The 15290-nt window shown below is 68.8% G+C and carries 17 protein-coding genes and 1 tRNA gene; 9 read left to right on the forward strand and 9 right to left on the reverse strand.

Features of this window, described 5'->3' with window-relative positions; all coding sequences use genetic code 11:
- Positions 1-7 precede the first annotated feature (7 nt).
- Positions 8-83: transfer RNA gene (locus H9L41_RS03990), tRNA-Asn, on the forward strand.
- A gap of 151 nt (positions 84-234) precedes the next feature.
- The gene (locus tag H9L41_RS03995; protein ID WP_157461904.1) at positions 235-882 is read left to right on the forward strand and encodes a hypothetical protein; all 648 of its coding nucleotides are present in this window, start codon (positions 235-237) and stop codon (positions 880-882) included.
- A gap of 87 nt (positions 883-969) precedes the next feature.
- Here H9L41_RS03995 and H9L41_RS04000 read toward each other — a convergent pair whose 3' ends face one another.
- The 4 genes from H9L41_RS04000 to H9L41_RS04015 form a co-directional block, all read right to left on the reverse strand.
- On the reverse strand, positions 970-2055 hold the full coding sequence (locus H9L41_RS04000; protein WP_028445409.1) for a TRAP transporter substrate-binding protein: 1086 nt from the start codon (positions 2053-2055) through the stop codon (positions 970-972).
- A gap of 72 nt (positions 2056-2127) precedes the next feature.
- Entirely contained in the window at positions 2128-3861 is a 1734-nt protein-coding gene (locus tag H9L41_RS04005; protein ID WP_028445410.1) for a TRAP transporter large permease, read from the reverse strand.
- A complete protein-coding gene (locus tag H9L41_RS04010; RefSeq protein WP_028445411.1) occupies positions 3858-4436 on the reverse strand; it encodes a TRAP transporter small permease subunit in 579 nt (192 codons plus the stop codon). The genes H9L41_RS04005 and H9L41_RS04010 overlap by 4 nt, the downstream gene beginning before the upstream one ends.
- A 227-nt stretch (positions 4437-4663) precedes the next feature.
- Complete coding sequence (locus H9L41_RS04015) at positions 4664-5860, reverse strand: pyridoxal phosphate-dependent aminotransferase (RefSeq protein ID WP_028445412.1); 1197 nt, start codon at positions 5858-5860, stop codon at positions 4664-4666.
- Between the two features lie 175 nt (positions 5861-6035).
- Between H9L41_RS04015 and H9L41_RS04020 the strand changes: the two genes are divergently transcribed.
- Both H9L41_RS04020 and H9L41_RS04025 read left to right on the forward strand, forming a co-directional pair.
- Positions 6036-6284, forward strand: coding sequence for a hypothetical protein (locus H9L41_RS04020; protein WP_028445413.1), 249 nt, complete (start codon positions 6036-6038; stop codon positions 6282-6284).
- 33 nt (positions 6285-6317) lie between these two features.
- The gene (locus H9L41_RS04025) at positions 6318-6803 is read left to right on the forward strand and encodes a DUF4124 domain-containing protein (protein ID WP_028445414.1); all 486 of its coding nucleotides are present in this window, start codon (positions 6318-6320) and stop codon (positions 6801-6803) included.
- A gap of 12 nt (positions 6804-6815) precedes the next feature.
- Here the strand turns inward: H9L41_RS04025 and murJ are convergent, their stop codons facing one another.
- Complete coding sequence (gene murJ, locus H9L41_RS04030) at positions 6816-8351, reverse strand: murein biosynthesis integral membrane protein MurJ (protein ID WP_028445415.1); 1536 nt, start codon at positions 8349-8351, stop codon at positions 6816-6818.
- Positions 8352-8480: 129 nt separating this feature from the next.
- On the opposite strand from murJ, the gene rpsT reads away from it, so the two are divergent.
- On the forward strand, positions 8481-8744 hold the full coding sequence (gene rpsT / locus H9L41_RS04035; RefSeq protein ID WP_028445416.1) for a 30S ribosomal protein S20: 264 nt from the start codon (positions 8481-8483) through the stop codon (positions 8742-8744).
- 105 nt (positions 8745-8849) lie between these two features.
- On the opposite strand, the gene H9L41_RS04040 is transcribed toward rpsT, so the two are convergent.
- Positions 8850-9617, reverse strand: a complete 768-nt coding sequence (locus H9L41_RS04040) for a helix-turn-helix domain-containing protein (RefSeq protein ID WP_028445417.1) — start codon at positions 9615-9617, stop codon at positions 8850-8852.
- A gap of 119 nt (positions 9618-9736) precedes the next feature.
- Here H9L41_RS04040 and H9L41_RS04045 point away from each other — a divergent pair, with 119 nt between their 5' ends.
- Positions 9737-10381, forward strand: a complete 645-nt coding sequence (locus H9L41_RS04045; RefSeq protein ID WP_187523684.1) for an alkaline phytoceramidase — start codon at positions 9737-9739, stop codon at positions 10379-10381.
- The gene (locus H9L41_RS04050; protein WP_187523685.1) at positions 10360-10545 is read left to right on the forward strand and encodes a hypothetical protein; all 186 of its coding nucleotides are present in this window, start codon (positions 10360-10362) and stop codon (positions 10543-10545) included. The genes H9L41_RS04045 and H9L41_RS04050 overlap by 22 nt, the downstream gene beginning before the upstream one ends.
- A gap of 54 nt (positions 10546-10599) precedes the next feature.
- Here the strand turns inward: H9L41_RS04050 and H9L41_RS04055 are convergent, their stop codons facing one another.
- Positions 10600-10935, reverse strand: a complete 336-nt coding sequence (locus H9L41_RS04055; protein ID WP_028445418.1) for a hypothetical protein — start codon at positions 10933-10935, stop codon at positions 10600-10602.
- Between the two features lie 169 nt (positions 10936-11104).
- On the opposite strand from H9L41_RS04055, the gene H9L41_RS04060 reads away from it, so the two are divergent.
- Positions 11105-12187: a GGDEF domain-containing response regulator gene (locus H9L41_RS04060; protein WP_028445419.1), complete on the forward strand. Its 1083-nt coding sequence runs from the start codon at positions 11105-11107 to the stop codon at positions 12185-12187.
- Between the two features lie 97 nt (positions 12188-12284).
- Positions 12285-12596 carry a ComEA family DNA-binding protein gene (locus H9L41_RS04065; RefSeq protein WP_028445420.1) on the forward strand — a complete coding sequence of 104 codons (312 nt, stop codon included), beginning with the start codon at positions 12285-12287 and terminating at the stop codon, positions 12594-12596.
- 172 nt (positions 12597-12768) lie between these two features.
- Here the strand turns inward: H9L41_RS04065 and tsaD are convergent, their stop codons facing one another.
- Both tsaD and H9L41_RS04075 read right to left on the reverse strand, forming a co-directional pair.
- Complete coding sequence (tsaD, locus tag H9L41_RS04070; RefSeq protein WP_028445421.1) at positions 12769-13782, reverse strand: tRNA (adenosine(37)-N6)-threonylcarbamoyltransferase complex transferase subunit TsaD; 1014 nt, start codon at positions 13780-13782, stop codon at positions 12769-12771.
- A 5-nt stretch (positions 13783-13787) separates the two neighbouring features.
- The gene (locus H9L41_RS04075) at positions 13788-14969 is read right to left on the reverse strand and encodes a class I SAM-dependent rRNA methyltransferase (RefSeq protein ID WP_028445422.1); all 1182 of its coding nucleotides are present in this window, start codon (positions 14967-14969) and stop codon (positions 13788-13790) included.
- Between the last annotated feature and the right edge of the window lie 321 nt (positions 14970-15290).

The raw sequence follows: 15290 nt of genomic DNA on the forward strand, positions 1-15290 counted from the left end.
CTTCAGTTCCCCGATAGCTCAGTCGGTAGAGCGCCGGACTGTTAATCCGTAGGTCCCTGGTTCGAGCCCAGGTCGGGGAGCCAAACTGAATACCGAAAACCGCGCCGTCGCAAGACTGCGCGGTTTTTCATTTTCCTCGCGCTATTTGACGGTTCTTCGCGTCGTTTGACGGAGTGCGCGGCAGCCGCTACAACGGGCCATGCCGCTCCCTGCGTGCAACACAGAGAGGATCGCATGACAACGTCAAATGAACAAGCCGTCAAACTGCCGCTGATGAAGCGCGTCGTGCTGGCCCTGCGCGGCGGGGTGGGCGGCGGCGTGTCGGCGGTGCTGATCCTGTTGTCGGTGCTGCTGGTGATCGCCATCGGCGTCGGCGGCTTCATCGCCGGCATGGCGCTGGCGACCAAGCAGAACCAGCTGGCGGTGCACAACGCGATGAGCCAGGCGCACGCGGCCAAGAAGGCCGAGGCCGGCCTCAAGACCGAAAAGACCTCGCTCGAAGGCCAGATCGCCGAACTCAAGGACCAGCTCGCCCTGCGCAGCAAGGACAACGAGATGCTCAAGGAGCAGCTGGCGCAGGCCAAGATGGAAGTGCAGACGATGGACAAGGTGCTCGGCGAGATCCGCGAGAGCCTGATCAAGGGCGCGGCCAAGCCGGCCGAGGCCAAGCCCGAGCCGCCCAAGGGCGCCAAGCTGCGCTTCGGTTCGCGCGATTGCGAGCTGGGCGACGGCGTGAAGAGCAAGGCCGACGTCAAGTGCCTGAACCTGCGCGAGGCGATCGACGCGATGAATTCCAAGCCCGGCGGCTACGCCGGCACGCCCAAGCCCGGCGACAAGCCGGTGGCAGCGCCGACGCCCGCGCCGGCCAAGGCCGCCCACTGAGGCCGCTCGCCTGCGGACGCTACGCCGCCGCGGCAGCCGACAAAAAACCGCGCCTGGGCGCGGTTTTTTGTCGGCCAGCCGGACCGCTCACTTCACGCGGTTGGCGTACATGAAGCTTTCCAGCCCCGACTCGGCCAGGCTGAACCAGCCCTGCTCGATGCCGCGGAATTTCTTCCACTCGGCGTAGACCTTCTTGAAGGCCGGGTTCTTCTCGGATTCCTCTTCGTAGATCTCGAATGCCGCTTTCTGCGCCGCCTTGAGGATGTCGGCCGGGTACTTGTGCAGCTTCACGCCGCTCTGCAGCAGGCGCACCAGCGACTGCGGGTTCTTGGCGTCGTACTCGGCCTGCATGGCGATCGCGGCCTCGGCCGCGGCGACCTCGAAGGCGGCCTGGTAGGACTTGGGCAGCTTGGCCCACTCGGCCAGGTTCACGTAGAACGAGATCTGCGGGCCCGGCTCCCACCAGCCCGGGTAGAAGTAGTGCTTGGCGACCTTGTAGAAGCCGAGCTTCTCGTCGTCGTAGGGGCCGACCCACTCGGCCGCGTCGATGGTGCCCTTCTCCAGCGCCGGGTAGATGTCGCCGCCGGCCAGCGTCTGCGGCACGGCGCCCAGGCGCGACCAGACCTCGCCACCGATGCCGGGGATGCGGATCTTCAGGCCCTTCACGTCGGCCAGCGACTTCACTTCGTTGCGGAACCAGCCGCCCATCTGGGTGCCGGTGTTGCCGCCGTAGAAGCTCATGACGTTGTAGTCCTTGAGGAAGTCGCGCATCAGCTGCAGGCCGCCGCCGTAGTACATCCAGGCGGCTTGCTGGCGCGACGACAGGCCGAACGGCACCGAGGTGTCGAAGGCGAAGGTCTTGTTCTTGCCGACGTAGTAGTAGCCGCAGGTGTGGCAGGCCTGCACCGTGCCGTTCTGCACCGCGTCGAGCGCCTGCAGGCCCGGCACGATCTCGCCGGCGGCCGAGACCTTGATCTGGAACTTGCCCTCGGTCAGCTCGCCGACGCGCTTGGCCAGCTGCTCGGCGCCGCCGTAGATGGTGTCCAGGCTCTTGGGGAAGCTCGAGGTGATGCGCCACTGCACGCTCGGTTCGGCGGCGATGGCGGGCGCTGCGACGCCGGTCGCGGCGACGGCGCCGAGGCTGGCCTTCTTCAGGAAACTGCGTCTTTCCACGGTCTGCTCCTTCTTCCTCTGGTTGCGGCGCGGCGAGCCGCGCCGATGTTGAGTCGTACGCTCGGAACGGGTCTATTGCTGCTTGCCGGCTTCTTCCAGCAGCGCGGCGGCGGGGTCCGGCTCGCCCTGCGCGGCCGGTTCGGCAGGAGCGGCCGGCGCGGACGACGGCTGGCCGCCCTGTTCGAGCAGCGCGCCGCCTTCGTCGCCGCTGGCCGGCTCGGCCGGGGCGTCCTGCGGCAGGCCCTGCAGCACATCCTCGACGCTCTGGGTGCTCTCGGCCGCCGGGTGGTGCAGCGCATGGGTGACCAGCTTGGGGAAGCCGATCACCAGGGACACCATCAGCACCTGGATCAGCACGAAGGGCACCGCGCCCCAGTAGATGTCGGTGGTCTTGATCGACCTGGGCGCCACGCTGCGCAGGTAGAACAGCGCGAAGCCGAACGGCGGGTGCATGAACGAGGTCTGCATGTTCACGCCCAGCATCACGCCGAACCAGACCAGGTCGATGCCGAGCTTGGCGGCGATCGGCGCCAGCAGCGGCACCAGGATGAAGGCGATCTCGAAGAAGTCGAGGAAGAAGGCCAGCACGAAGATCAGGATGTTGACCACCACCAGGAAGCCGACCACGCCGCCGGGCAGGCTGACGAACAGGTCCTCGACCCACTTGTCGCCGTCGACGCCGAGGAAGGCGATGCGGAACACCCGCGCGCCGATCAGGATGAACACCACGAAGGTGGTCAGCTTGAGCGTCGAGTTCATCGCCTGGCGGGTCAGGTCCCAGCTGAGCCGGCGGTTGATCAGCGCCAGCACGATGGCGCCGGTCGCACCCATGGCGCCGCCCTCGGTCGGCGTGGCGACGCCGAGGAAGATGGTGCCGAGCACCAGGAAGATCAGCACCAGCGGCGGCACCATCACGAACACCACGCGCTCGGCCATGCGGCTCAGCAGGCCGCGCTTGGTCACGCGATTGAGGACGGCGGCCACGAAGGCGACGCCGATGCCGACCAGGCCGGAGACGATGAAGCGCTCGTCCAGCGGCCGGTCGCCGCCGGCGTAGTGGTACTGGTCGTAGGCGACGCCGGCCACCACCGACAGCGCCAGCAGCGCGAGCAGCGACAGTGCGCCGCTGCTGCCGTCGGGTTCGCGCAGCGTGCGCGCCTCGGGCGGCAGCGCCGGCGCCGCGTTGGGCCGGACGATGGTGACGCCGAACACGTAGAGCGCGTACAGGCCGGTCAGCAGCAGGCCCGGCACCAGGGCGCCGGCGTACATGTCGCCGACCGAGGTGCCGAGCTGGTCGGCCAGCACGATCAGCACCAGCGAGGGCGGGATGATCTGCGCCAGCGTGCCCGAGGCCGCGATCACGCCCGAGGCGAGCCGGGTGTCGTAGCCGTAGCGCATCATGATCGGCAGCGAGATCAGGCCCATCGAGATCACCGAGGCGGCGACCACGCCGGTGGTGGCGGCCAGCAGCGCGCCGACGAAGATCACCGCGTAGGCCAGCCCGCCGCGCACCCGGCCGAACAGCTGGCCGATGGTGTCGAGCATGTCCTCGGCCATGCCGGAGCGCTCGAGTATCAGCCCCATGAAGGTGAAGAAGGGGATGGCCAGCAGCGTGTCGTTCTTCATGATGTCGAACACCTGCTGCGGCAGGGCCTGCAGCAGGGCGGCCGGCATGAAGCCGAATTCGATGCCGATGAAGGCGAACAGGAGGCCGACGGCGGCCAGGGCGAAGGCGACGGGGTAGCCGATCAGCAGGAACACGATCAGCGAACAGAACATCACCGGGGCGAGCATTTCATGGCTCATGCACGATCTCCCGCCGCGTGCTGTTCGATGCTGCCCTCGGCCTGGCCGCCATGCTTCTCGGCCGGGTTGGGGATCAGCCCCTGCAGGAAGGCGATGCGCTTGATGACCTCGGCCACGGCCTGCAGGATCAAGAGGCCGAAACCGACCGGGATCAGCGCCCACACCGGCCAGCGGATCAGCCCGCCGGCATCGCTCGAGCGTTCGCCCGACTGGATCATCTGCATCACGATGGGCCAGGCGAACCACAGGATGATGGCCGCCATCGGCAGCAGGAACAGCAGGCCGCCGACGATGTCGACCAGCGCCTGCCGGCGCGGCGACAGCCGGCCGATCAGGAGGTCGATGCGGATGTGCTCGTTGTGCTTGAGGGTGTAGGCGGCGCCGAGCAGGAAGATGGCCGAGAACAGGTACCACTGGATCTCGAGGAAGGCATTCGAGCTCATGTCGAAGGCCTTGCGCACGATGGCGTTGCCGGCGCTGATCAGCACGCAGATCAGCACCAGCCATTTGGCGAGCTGGCCGACGCGCTCGTTCAGCGCATCGATCCAGCCCGCCAGGCGGAGCAGTGCTTGCATTTCGGATTGTCCCCTCTGGTGTCGTTGTGGACAGGCCGCACGGGGATCATCCCGTTCGGCTGGTCTAGAGCAATCGCACCATAGCATAGGCGTGGCGCAGCCTAATGTGCAGCGATGCGGCGCCTGTGGGAAACCCTAATGCCTTCGTCATGGCAAGCGCCGGCGACGGCAATGAAAAAGCGCCGCAGGGGCGGCGCTTCCGGTTGGAACGGGCGAGACGGCGGCGATCAGGCCAGCGCCTGTCCGATCCGCGCCAGGGCCTTTTCGAGATTGGCCATGCTGGTGGCGAAGCTGATGCGGAAGTAGCCTTCGGCGCCGAAGGCCGAGCCCGGCACCACCGCCACGTCCTGCGCCTCGAGCAGGTAGCCGCCGAGCGCCAGGTCGGTCGGCGCCGCCAGCTTGCCCTCGCGGAACAGGTTCTGGATCGCCTCGCGCGCATCGACGAAGGCATAGAAGGCGCCGCCGGCCGGCAGGCACTTGAGGCCGCGGATGGCGTTGAACTTCTCCACCACGAAGGCGTGGCGCGCGTTGAAGGCGGCGAGCATCGGCGCGAAGCATTCGGCCTGCGGGCCGTTCAGCGCCGCCTCGGCCGCCACCTGCGAGATCGAGGTCGGGTTCGAGGTCGACTGCGACTGGATGTTCTCCATCGCCTTGATCAGCCACTCGGGGCCGGCCGCGTAGCCGATGCGCCAGCCGGTCATCGAGTAGGCCTTCGATACGCCGTTGAGCAGGATGGTCTGCGGGTAGAGATCGGGGCAGGCGTTGAGGATGTTGGCGAACACCGTGTCGCCGAGCATCACGTGCTCGTACATGTCGTCCGAGGCGATCAGCACCCTCGGATGCTTCTTCAGCACCTCGCCGAGCGCGCGCAGCTCGTCCAGCGTGTAGACCGCGCCGGTCGGGTTGGACGGCGAATTGAGCACCACCAGCTTGGTGCGCGGCGTGATGGCGGCCTCGAGCTGGCCCGGGCTCAGCTTGTAGCCCTGCTCGATACCGCACTCGACGATCACCGGCTTGCCCTGCGCCAGGATCACCATGTCGGGGTAGGACACCCAGTAGGGCGCAGGGATGACCACCTCGTCGCCCTCGTTGAGGTAGGCCTGGCACAGGTTGTAGAAGCTCTGCTTGCCGCCGCAGCTGACCAGCACCTGCCTGGCGGTGTAGTCGACGCCCTGGTCGCGCTTGAACTTGGCGATGATCGCGTTCTTCAGGCCGGGGGTGCCGGACACCGGCGTGTACTTGGTGAAGCCGCCCTGGATCGCCGCGATGGCGGCGGCCTTGATATGCTCGGGCGTATCGAAGTCCGGCTCGCCGGCCGCCAGCGCGACGACGTCGCGGCCTTCGGCCTTGAGTTTCTGCGCCTTGGCGGTGATGGCGAGGGTGGGCGATTCCTTGATGGCTTGGACGCGGTGCGAGAGTTCCACGGGTGATCCTTCCGGCGGCGACGGGGAGTGAAAACGGGATCGGCATTATAGCCGCAGGGTGCGCGATGCCAGGCGCCCGATTGCCGCGGATATGCGGCAATCGATTGATTTACAAAGATAAATATTCCAGCTGGGCGGGGCCGCCGGCCGGAAGCGACTTTCGAAAGGGAAATCCATGCCGTTGAAACAATGCTGCATCGCGCTGCTGCTGGCCGGCACCGCCTGGGGCGGCAACTGCCAGGACGCGCTGCGCCAGACCGATGAGACCTTGCGCGCCGGCCTGCTGATCGCGCCGCAGAATCTCAAGCAGATCAGCAAGCTGCGGGCCGAGGCCGAGCAGGCATGCAAGGAAGGGCGGCCGGCGGATTCGATCGCCTCGCTGGAAAAACTGCGCAAGCTGATCGTCCCGCCCAAGGCGGAATGACGCCGCATGCCCAACCCAGCGAGGAAGAGAACCATGCGACATGCCCGACGGATCCTGCTCGCCGGCCTGGCCGGCCTGCTGGCGCTGCCCGCGCAGGCGATCACCAAGTGCACCGGTCCCGACGGCCGGGTGACCTTCACCGACGGCGCCTGCCCGCGCAACGAGCGGCAGAGCGAGATGGCGGTCAAGGTGGCGCCGGGCGTGCAGGTCGACGAAGCGGAACGCAACCGGCGCATCGACGAGATGCTCGAGGCGCGTGCCCAGGAGCGGTCCCGGGATCAGGCGCAGCGCGACGGGGCGCGGCTGTCCGCGTCCGACATCAAGGCCGCCCTGCAGCAGTCGCGTCACGAGGCTGCGCTGGTGAACCAGTGGCGCAAGCGGGAGAAGGCCAACGGCCTCGGCCCCGCTGTCGCGATGTCGCCGCAGGAATACCAGCAGAAGCGGGACAACCGGCTGCGCAACGAGCAGGCCAGGCTCGCCCAGGAGCGCCGCAAGCAGCGCGAGGCCGACGAGCGCTGAAGCGCCGGCGTCCTAGACCGAGCGGCGCGAGAAATCGCGCGGGCGGAAGCCCATCGCCCACAGCGCGCCGAAGTACGCCGTGGCGCCGGCGCAGACCAGCAGCGCCAGCTTGCCGGCCTTCGCCAGGCTGTCGATGCCGTGCCAGGCGCCCAGGCCCTGCAGCAGGCCCCACAGCACGGCGGCCATCAGCCCCACCGCCGCCGTCAGCTTGGCGAGGAAGAGGCCCCAGCCGGCGCGCGGCCGGTAGATGTCGCGGCGCCGCAGGCCGCGCAGCAAGAGGCCGGCGTTGAGGATCGCGCCGAGGCTGATCGCCAGCGCCAGGCCGGCGTGCGCCATCGATTTCCACAGCAGCAGGTTGAGCAGTTGCACGCAGACCAGCGTGAAGATGCCGATCTTGACCGGCGTCTTCACGTCCTGCTGGGCGTAGAAGGCCGGCGCCAGTACCTTGATCGAGATCAGCGCGATCAGGCCGACCGCGTAGGCGGCCAGCGCCTGGGTGGTCATCCGGGTATCGAAGGCGTGGAACTTGCCGTGCTCGAACAGCGTGGCGATCAGCGGCTCGCCGATCACCGCCAGCGCTACCGTGGCCGGCAGCGTCAGCAGCCAGCACAGCCGCAGGCCCCAGTCGAGCATGGCCGAATAATCGTCCGGCCGGTCGCTCGAGCGCAGCTTGGCGAGGCTGGGTAGCAGGATGGTGCCCAGCGCCACGCCGAGCACGCCGGTGGGCAATTCCATCAGCCGGTCGGCGTTGTAGAGCCAGGACATGCTGCCGTCGGGCAGCCAGGAGGCGAAGTTGCGGTTCATCAAGAGGCTGATCTGGGCCACCGAGACGCCGAACATCGCCGGCCCCATCTGCTTGAGCACGCGCCAGACGCCGGCGTCGCGCAGGTTCAGCTTCGGCCGTACCAGCATGCCGATGCGGGCCAGGAAGGGCAGCTGGAACAGCAGCTGGGCCAGGCCGCCGACCGCCACCGCGATGGCCAGGGCGAAGATCGGTTCGTCCAGATAGGGCGTCAACAGGAGGCCGAAGCCGATCATCGACAGGTTGAGCAGGGTCGGCGTGAAGGCCGGCACGGTGAAGCGGTTCCAGGTGTTGAGCACACTGCCGACCAGCGAGGACAGCGAGATCAGCAGGATGTAGGGGAAGGTGATGCGGGTCAGCGCCGTGGTCAGCGCGAACTTGTCGGGCTGGTCGGCGAAGCCCGAGGCCGACAGGTAGACGATGGCCGGCGCGGCGATCACGCCCAGCACGGTGAACACCAGCAGCACCAGCGACAGCAGGCCGGCCACGTCGGCCAGGAAGGCGCGCGCGGCGTCCTCGCCGCGGCGTTCCTTGTACTCGGCCAGGATCGGCACGAAGGCCTGCGAGAATGCGCCCTCGGCGAAGATCCGGCGGAACATGTTGGGCAGCATGAAGGCCACCACGAAGGCGTCGAAGGCCTTGCTGGCGCCGAACTGGTGGGTGTTCATCGAATCGCGCACCAGGCCGAGGATGCGGGACAGCATGGTCATGCTGCTGGTACGGGCGAGCGCTTTGAGGAGGTTCATGCGGGAGGTGTTGCGGCGGGCGGTTGACAAAACCGCGCCAGTGTACGCGAGGATTGCCATCCTTCGCTCGCATGGGCATAATGCGCGGTTTCGCGATAGTCCTTTTACCGGTTTAAGGAGTTGATTTAAATGGCAAACAGCGCACAAGCCCGCAAGCGTGCCCGTCAGGCCGCCAAGGCGCGCCTTCACAACCAGAGCCAGCGCTCGGAATTCCGCACCGCCGTCAAGAAGGTGCTGAAGGCCATCGAAGCCGGCGACAAGGCCGCAGCGGCCGAAACCTTCAAGACCTCGGTCAGCACCATCGACCGCATGGCCGACAAGGGCGCGTACCACAAGAACAAGGCCGCTCGCCACAAGAGCCGCCTGGCTGCCGCCATCAAGGCGATGGCCTAAGCAGCACGCAGTACACGCGACGCGCGGTTTCGCTGGCCAGCACCGCGCGCAGCAGCGAAAGCCCACTCGGACGAGTGGGCTTTTTGTTTTGGCGCGCGCGATCGCTCAGTGCGCCTCGTTCGATGCGCCGCGCAGGTCGGGCGCCCGGCGCAGCGCCGCGAAGGCGGCCGGCTCCCACGAGCGCAGCGCGATCAGGAGGCTGGTGCCGTGGCGCGATTCGGCCGGCGCGGCCAGGCCGTCGGCGTGCAGCTCGGCGAATTCCTGCAGGACGCGCAGCAGCCGCTGCTGCAGCCGCGCGGTGGCGGCCGGGTCCAGCATCGCGTGCTGGAAGCGCAGCAGCTCGCCGCCGCCGGCGAACGGCGCGTCGAGGAAATCGGTCTGCACCCGTTCGCGGAAGAAGCGGTGGATCGGGCCGTCGGGCCGCCATGAAAAATCGCGTGCCACCCGCAGCCGCACGCGGTTCTCCGGCAACAGCCGGATCAGCCCGAGCCGGTCGAGTTGCAGTAACCCCTGTACGCATTCGGCCTCGCCGAGCCGGTAGGTGGCGACGATCTGCGCCAGCGTCCAGTGGTTGAGCACGCAGACCGCGATCAGCAGCCGCTTCGGCTCGCGCACCAGCTCGCGTTCCTGAGCCTCGCTGAGTTGGCTCAGCCGCGCCGCGTCCTCGCCCGCTTCGCGTACCAGCTCGGCCAGGTCGGTGTCGATCAACGCGCAGATCGCGTCCAGCGTGCGCAGGGTGAAGCGCTGCTGCGAGAACTGGCGCTTCACGCTGGCCTCGCTGAGGCCGAGGTGGGTCGCGACCTGGGCGTAGGTGACGCCGCGCGATTTGAGCAGGCGCTTGAGCGCGCTGACCAGCTGGGAAGTCTGGGACATGGTGGCTGGGTATCGTTTTTCGATACCTTGCAGGCTATGGCGTAAGACGGTGCACGGCAAGCTTCCGGCGGCAGCCGGCGGCCGCTACGGTGCGGCATCTCGTCGACCCGGAGTGTCCGATGTCCGCCCTGCGCCTGTCTTTCCGTCCGCTCGTCTTTGCCACTGCCGTCATGGCGGCGATCGCCCTGCTCATGCTGCTGCACGGGCCGATCGTCCAGCTGGCCGACTATCACCATTTCGCCGACCGGCGCAGCGGGCTGGGCCTGCCGAACGCGGCCGACGTGCTGTCCAACCTGGCTTTCCTGCTGGTCGGCGCTGCCGGCCTGGCCTTCGTCCGGCGCTGGCGCCGCCATCCCGGCCTGCGCGCCGGCCGCGCGGGCTGGCTGCTGTTCTTCGGGGGATTGGTGCTGACCGCTTTCGGCTCGAGCTACTACCATCTGGCGCCCGACGATGCCCGGCTGGTATGGGATCGTCTGCCGATCGCGCTGACCTGCGCCGGCCTGCTGGCGGCAGTCGGCTGCGAGACCCTCGGCTGCGGCCGCCGCACGGTGGCGGCACTGGCGCTGCTTGCGGCGGCCAGCGTCGGCTGGTGGTACTGGAGCGCGCCGCTGGGCGGCGGCGACCTGCGGCCCTACCTGCTGCTGCAGATCGCGACGCTGGTGTGGGTACCCGCCTTGCAGCAGGCCGCGGCCGCGCCGCGCTACGAGCGGCGTGCGGTCTGGCTGGCGGTGGGGCTTACGTCTTGGCCAAGCTGTGCGAACTGACGGACCACGCGCTGTTCGACCTGCTCGGCCTGTGCAGCGGCCATACGCTCAAGCATCTGCTGGCCGGCATGGCGGCCGCGGCGGTGCTGGCGCTGCTGTGCCATCGCGTGGCGCCGGACTGGCAGGCACGGCGGGCGGTACGGCGCGCGCTGCATGGCGCCTGACTGCTTCGGCGAGGATTGCTCAGGAGGAGGGAAAGGCGGCGCGCCCCGGCCGGGCTAGACGGCCCGCATCAGCTTCAGATAGTCGGTGCGGCCCAGCTCGCGGCGGCGCGAATCGTCGGTGTCCTCGCGGCTGGCATCGACCACCACCTTCACGTAGCGGCCGATCCGCTGCCAGATCGCCACCGACAGGCTCTCGGCGAAGGCCGCCAGGTCGTCGCCTTCGGGCAGCGGCGCTTCCATCACCGCCTCGAACAGCCAGGCGCCGCGCAGTTCGCGCCGGTTCACCCAGGCCGGCGCCACCCAGGCCTCGCGCACGGCGGCCTGCACCCGCAGGGGCTCGCTCGAGCCGAGCGGATAGACCGACAGATGGACGTGGTAACAGTGCGACATGGCCGCTCCCGCGCAAGGTAGTGGAGGTCTGTGCCGGTCGGCGCCCGATCCCCTGATGCGCCCTTGCTTCACCCTAGCCAAGTTTTAACAAAACCGATGCTGCGTCGCAACGGAGCGCATTGGCATAACGCTATGCTAGATTGTCGCGTCTTCCCGAGGCCGTACCGTTATGAATCAGACCGAACTCGCCACCGAACGTCCCCGCATCCTGGTCGTCGACGACTCCCGCATCGTGCGGGCGACCGTGAAGAAGCATCTCGCCGCCGGTTTCGACGTGGTCGAGGAGGTCGATGGCGAAGCGGGCTGGGCCAAGTTGAGCGAGGACGACAGCATCCAGGTGCTGATGAGCGATCTGAGCATGCCGCGGCTCGACGGCTTCGGCCTGTTGTCGCGGGTGCGCAAGTCGGCCGATCCGCGCATCCGCCAGACGCCGGTCATCATCATCTCGGGCGAGGAAGACCCCGACACCAAGCAGCAGGCGGTCGAGCGCGGCGCCAACGATTTCGTCACCAAGTCGACCGACCGCGCCGAGATGGTGGCGCGCGTGTCGGCCGCGGTGAAGCTGGCCAAGACCGCGCGCGAACTGCGCAGCGCCGAGGCGCACCAGGCCAAGACCACGACGACCGACGTGCAGACCGGCGCGGCCACCGAGCACATGCTGCACATCGAGGGCCACAAGGCGCTGGCGCACGCGGCGCGCTACCACGGCGAGGCCACGCTGCTGCTGTTCGAGATCGACGATTTCGACAGCCTGCGCGCCGACATCGGCGAGGCGGTGGCCAACCGGTTGATCGGCCTGGTGGTGCAGATGGTCAGCGGCCGGCTGCGCAAGGAGGAGACACTGGCGCGCCTGGGCGAGCAGCGCTTCGGCGTGGTGCTGTACGCCGACGCCGGCGGCAGTCGCGTCTATGCCGAGCGGCTGCGCGAAACCATCGCCGCCGCCAAGGTCAACTACGGCGGCAAGACGCTGCGCATCACCGCCAGCGTGGCGATCGCCAGCGCGGTGCTGGATCAGACCACCGGCTTCGACGCGCTGCTGGCGCTGGCCCAGTCGCGGCTGGAGACCGCCCGCGCGCAGGGCGGCGACCGGGTCGAAAGCCCGCCGGCGCCGGAACGCGCCGCTCCGGCCGCCATCGATGTCGAGACCGCGCTGGCCTGGCTGGCCGAAGGCCGCACGGCCGAGCTCAAGCCGCACCTGCCGGCCCTGCTCGAACGCCTGAAGCCGCTGCTGGCGCTGGCGCAGCAGGCCTGATCCGCGGCATTTGAAATCAGCCGGGCGGCGTCCTATCGTGGTTTTGTGCGTGCAGGTGCGCGCACGAAACCTACTCAATACATCCCAGGAGGTCACCATGAAGTCCCTGTTCGCATTGCTGTTCGCGCTCGCGCCATTTTTTTGCCTGGCTGCTGTTAACGTTAACACTGCAACCCAGGCCGAACTCGAGGCGCTCAAGGGCATCGGCCCGGCCAAGGCGAAGGCGATCGTCGATTACCGCAGCAAGAACGGCGCGTTCAAGTCGATCGACGAGCTCGAGAAGGTCGGCGGCATCGGCAAGAACATGCTCGACAAGCTGCGCGGCGAACTGAGCGTATCGGGCGCCAGCAAGCCGGCCGCGCCTGCAGCGCCGGCGCAGGCCAAGCCCGCTGCCAAGCCGGCGAAGTAGCCGCAGCCGGCCGACGTGGAAACGCCCCGCGTGCGGGGCGTTTTCGTCGGGGTGCGCCGTCGAGCGCATCGGTAGGTCGAACTTCAGTCCGGCTGGGCCAGCAATCGAAGTCGCGGTCGGACTGAAGCCCGGCCTGCGACCGACGGCGATGGCCGGGTCGGCCCGGCGCGGCTCAGGCCGCAGGCAACCCGGCCAGGTCCCAGCGAGGCCGGACCGCGAACGGCCCGGCCTCGCGCGCATGGCGCAGCCGCTGCGCGCCGGCGTAGGCGATCATCGCGCCGTTGTCGGTGCACAGCTCCAGCGGCGGGTAGAACACCTGGAAGCGGCGCTTGGCCGCCATCGCGTCGAGCGCAGCGCGCAACTGGCGGTTGGCGCCGACGCCGCCGGCCACCACCAGCTGCTTGAGGCCGGTCTGTTTGATCGCGCCCCAGCACTTGGCGCCGAGCACCTCGACCATGGCGGCCTGGAAGGCGGCGCAGATGTCGGCGCGGGTGGCGTCGTCGAGCTCGGCCTGCTTCTTCACCAGCGTCAGCACCGCGGTCTTGAGGCCGGCGAAGCTGAAGTCGAGGTCGCCCGAATGCAGCATCGGCCGCGGCAGGCTGAAGCGCGCGGCGTCGCCCTGGTCGGCCAGCCTGGACAGCGCCGGCCCGCCCGGGTAGCCGAGGCCGAGCAGCTTGGCGGTCTTGTCGAAGGCCTCGCCGGCGGCGTCGTCGAGCGTCTCGCCGAGCAGCTGGTAGTCGCCCACGCCGCGCACCGCCATCAGTTGGGTGTGGCCGCCCGACACCAGCAGGGCGACGAAGGGAAAGGCAGGGGCCGGCTTGGCCAGCAGCGGCGACAGCAGGTGGCCCTCGAGGTGGTGCACGCCGATCACCGGCTTGCCGAGCGCCACGCCGAGGCCGTTGGCCACCGCAGCGGCGGTCAGCAGCGCGCCGGCCAGGCCCGGGCCCTCGGTGAAGGCGATCGCGTCGAGATCCTGCAGCGTGCGGCCGGCGTCGGCCAGGCAGGCCGAGGTCAGCGGCAGCACCCGGCGGATATGGTCGCGCGAGGCCAGCTCGGGCACCACGCCGCCGTACTCGGCATGCATCGCCATCTGGGTGTGGATGCGATGGGCGAGCAGGCCGGCGTCGGTGTCGTACAGCGCGACGCCGGTTTCGTCGCAGGAGGATTCGAGGCCGAGGACGAGCATGGCGATCAGGCCACCTTGCGCAGCAGCAGGCCCTTGAGGTAGTCGCCTTCGGGGAAGTTGAGCGAGACCGGGTGGTCGACGTCGGCGCTGAAGCGCTCGACGATCTGCGCCTCGGCATGGGCGTCCCAGGCGCTGCCGGCCAGGATCTTCTGGAACAGGTCGGCGCTCATGCCGCCCGAGCAGGTGAAGGTGGCCAGCAGGCCGCCCGGCTTGAGCAGGCGCAGCGCCCACAGGTTGATGTCCTTGTAGGCGCGCGCGGCGCGCTCGACGTGCTGGGCGGTCGGCGCGAACTTGGGCGGATCGAGCACGATCAGGTCGAACTGGCGGCCCATGTCGCGCAGCTTGCGCAGGTACTGGAACACGTCGGCCTCGACCCATTCGGCGCGTTCGCCGTCGACTTCGTTCAGCGCGGCGTTGACGCGCGCGGCGGCCAGCGCCTCGGCCGAGCTGTCGACCGACACCACCGAGCGGGCGCCGCCGCGCAGCGCGGCCAGCGAGAAGCCGCCGGTGTAGCAGAAGCAGTTGAGCACGTCAGCGCCGGTGGCCAGCTCGCCGATGCGGCGGCGGTTGGCGCGCTGGTCGAGGTAGAAGCCGGTCTTCTGGCCGGCCTCGATGTCGACCCGGTAGCGGATGCCGTATTCCTCGATGTCGACTTCCTCGGGCAGCTTGCCGGCGATCAGGCCGGCGCGCGGCGCCAGGCCTTCGAGCTCGCGCACGTCGGCGTCGGAGCGCTCGAACACCGCGGCGGCGCCGGTCAGGTCCATCAGTTCGTCGACGATCACCTCGCGCCAGGCCTCGGGGCCGGCCGACAGGAACTGCGCCACGACCACGTCGCCGTAGCGGTCGACCACCAGGCCGGGCAGGCCGTCGGACTCGGCGTGCACGATGCGCGCCGCATTGCCGGCGAGGGCCAGCTGGCTGCGCGAGGCCAGCGCGCGCTGCAGGCGGCGGCGGAAGAAGGCGCGGTCGATCGCCTCGCCCTCGTCGAAGCCCCAGAAGCGGATGCGGATCTGCGAGGCCGGGCTGTAGGCGGCCCAGCCCAGGAAGCGGCCGTCGTGCGCGACCACCCGCACGGTCGCGCCGGCCTCGGGCTCGCCGTCGACCTGGGCGATGCCGCCCGAGAACAGCCACGGATGGCGATGCAGCGCCGATTTCTCGCGGCCGGGTTTGAGCTGGACGGTATGCATCAGGGACTCCTCGGCGTTTCAGCGCCGTGCTCCGGCGCTTTCAAATTGTTCATCGTTCGTAAGTTTCCTTCGCAACGCTCAGGTAGCGGGTACCGAAATGACCGGATGGGTGAAAAACCCTGTACGAGCGCAGCGAGGCTCCCTCTGGACCACCCCACGAAGTCTTCGACTTCGCGGGGCCCCGGTGGCGGCGAGGGCGGGGGCGTAGGGAGTGGATCAGGGGAGCCGATGGTTGGGTGCTCACGGTCGATCAGCGCCCGGCTTTGCCGGGTGCCTGCTCTGCGGGTCGAGCCAAGACCTGAACCACGGCAGTTCATTTAG

This window comes from Chitinimonas koreensis (genome assembly GCF_014353015.1).
Classification (GTDB): domain Bacteria; phylum Pseudomonadota; class Gammaproteobacteria; order Burkholderiales; family Chitinimonadaceae; genus Chitinimonas; species Chitinimonas koreensis.

What these genes read in the sequence shown, in the direction of transcription:
- H9L41_RS04075 (WP_028445422.1), bottom strand. Translation starts at nt 14,969, where the DNA reads ATGCATACCGTCCAGCTCAAACCCGGCCGCGAGAAATCGGCGCTGCAT.
- H9L41_RS04005 (WP_028445410.1), bottom strand. Translation starts at nt 3,861, where the DNA reads ATGAGCCATGAAATGCTCGCCCCGGTGATGTTCTGTTCGCTGATCGTG.
- tsaD (WP_028445421.1), bottom strand. Translation starts at nt 13,782, where the DNA reads ATGCTCGTCCTCGGCCTCGAATCCTCCTGCGACGAAACCGGCGTCGCG.
- H9L41_RS04025 (WP_028445414.1), top strand. Translation starts at nt 6,318, where the DNA reads ATGCGACATGCCCGACGGATCCTGCTCGCCGGCCTGGCCGGCCTGCTG.
- H9L41_RS03995 (WP_157461904.1), top strand. Translation starts at nt 235, where the DNA reads ATGACAACGTCAAATGAACAAGCCGTCAAACTGCCGCTGATGAAGCGC.
- H9L41_RS04010 (WP_028445411.1), bottom strand. Translation starts at nt 4,436, where the DNA reads ATGCAAGCACTGCTCCGCCTGGCGGGCTGGATCGATGCGCTGAACGAG.
- H9L41_RS04045 (WP_187523684.1), top strand. Translation starts at nt 9,737, where the DNA reads ATGTCCGCCCTGCGCCTGTCTTTCCGTCCGCTCGTCTTTGCCACTGCC.
- H9L41_RS04065 (WP_028445420.1), top strand. Translation starts at nt 12,285, where the DNA reads ATGAAGTCCCTGTTCGCATTGCTGTTCGCGCTCGCGCCATTTTTTTGC.
- H9L41_RS04055 (WP_028445418.1), bottom strand. Translation starts at nt 10,935, where the DNA reads ATGTCGCACTGTTACCACGTCCATCTGTCGGTCTATCCGCTCGGCTCG.
- H9L41_RS04060 (WP_028445419.1), top strand. Translation starts at nt 11,105, where the DNA reads ATGAATCAGACCGAACTCGCCACCGAACGTCCCCGCATCCTGGTCGTC.
- murJ (WP_028445415.1), bottom strand. Translation starts at nt 8,351, where the DNA reads ATGAACCTCCTCAAAGCGCTCGCCCGTACCAGCAGCATGACCATGCTG.
- H9L41_RS04020 (WP_028445413.1), top strand. Translation starts at nt 6,036, where the DNA reads ATGCCGTTGAAACAATGCTGCATCGCGCTGCTGCTGGCCGGCACCGCC.
- H9L41_RS04040 (WP_028445417.1), bottom strand. Translation starts at nt 9,617, where the DNA reads ATGTCCCAGACTTCCCAGCTGGTCAGCGCGCTCAAGCGCCTGCTCAAA.
- rpsT (WP_028445416.1), top strand. Translation starts at nt 8,481, where the DNA reads ATGGCAAACAGCGCACAAGCCCGCAAGCGTGCCCGTCAGGCCGCCAAG.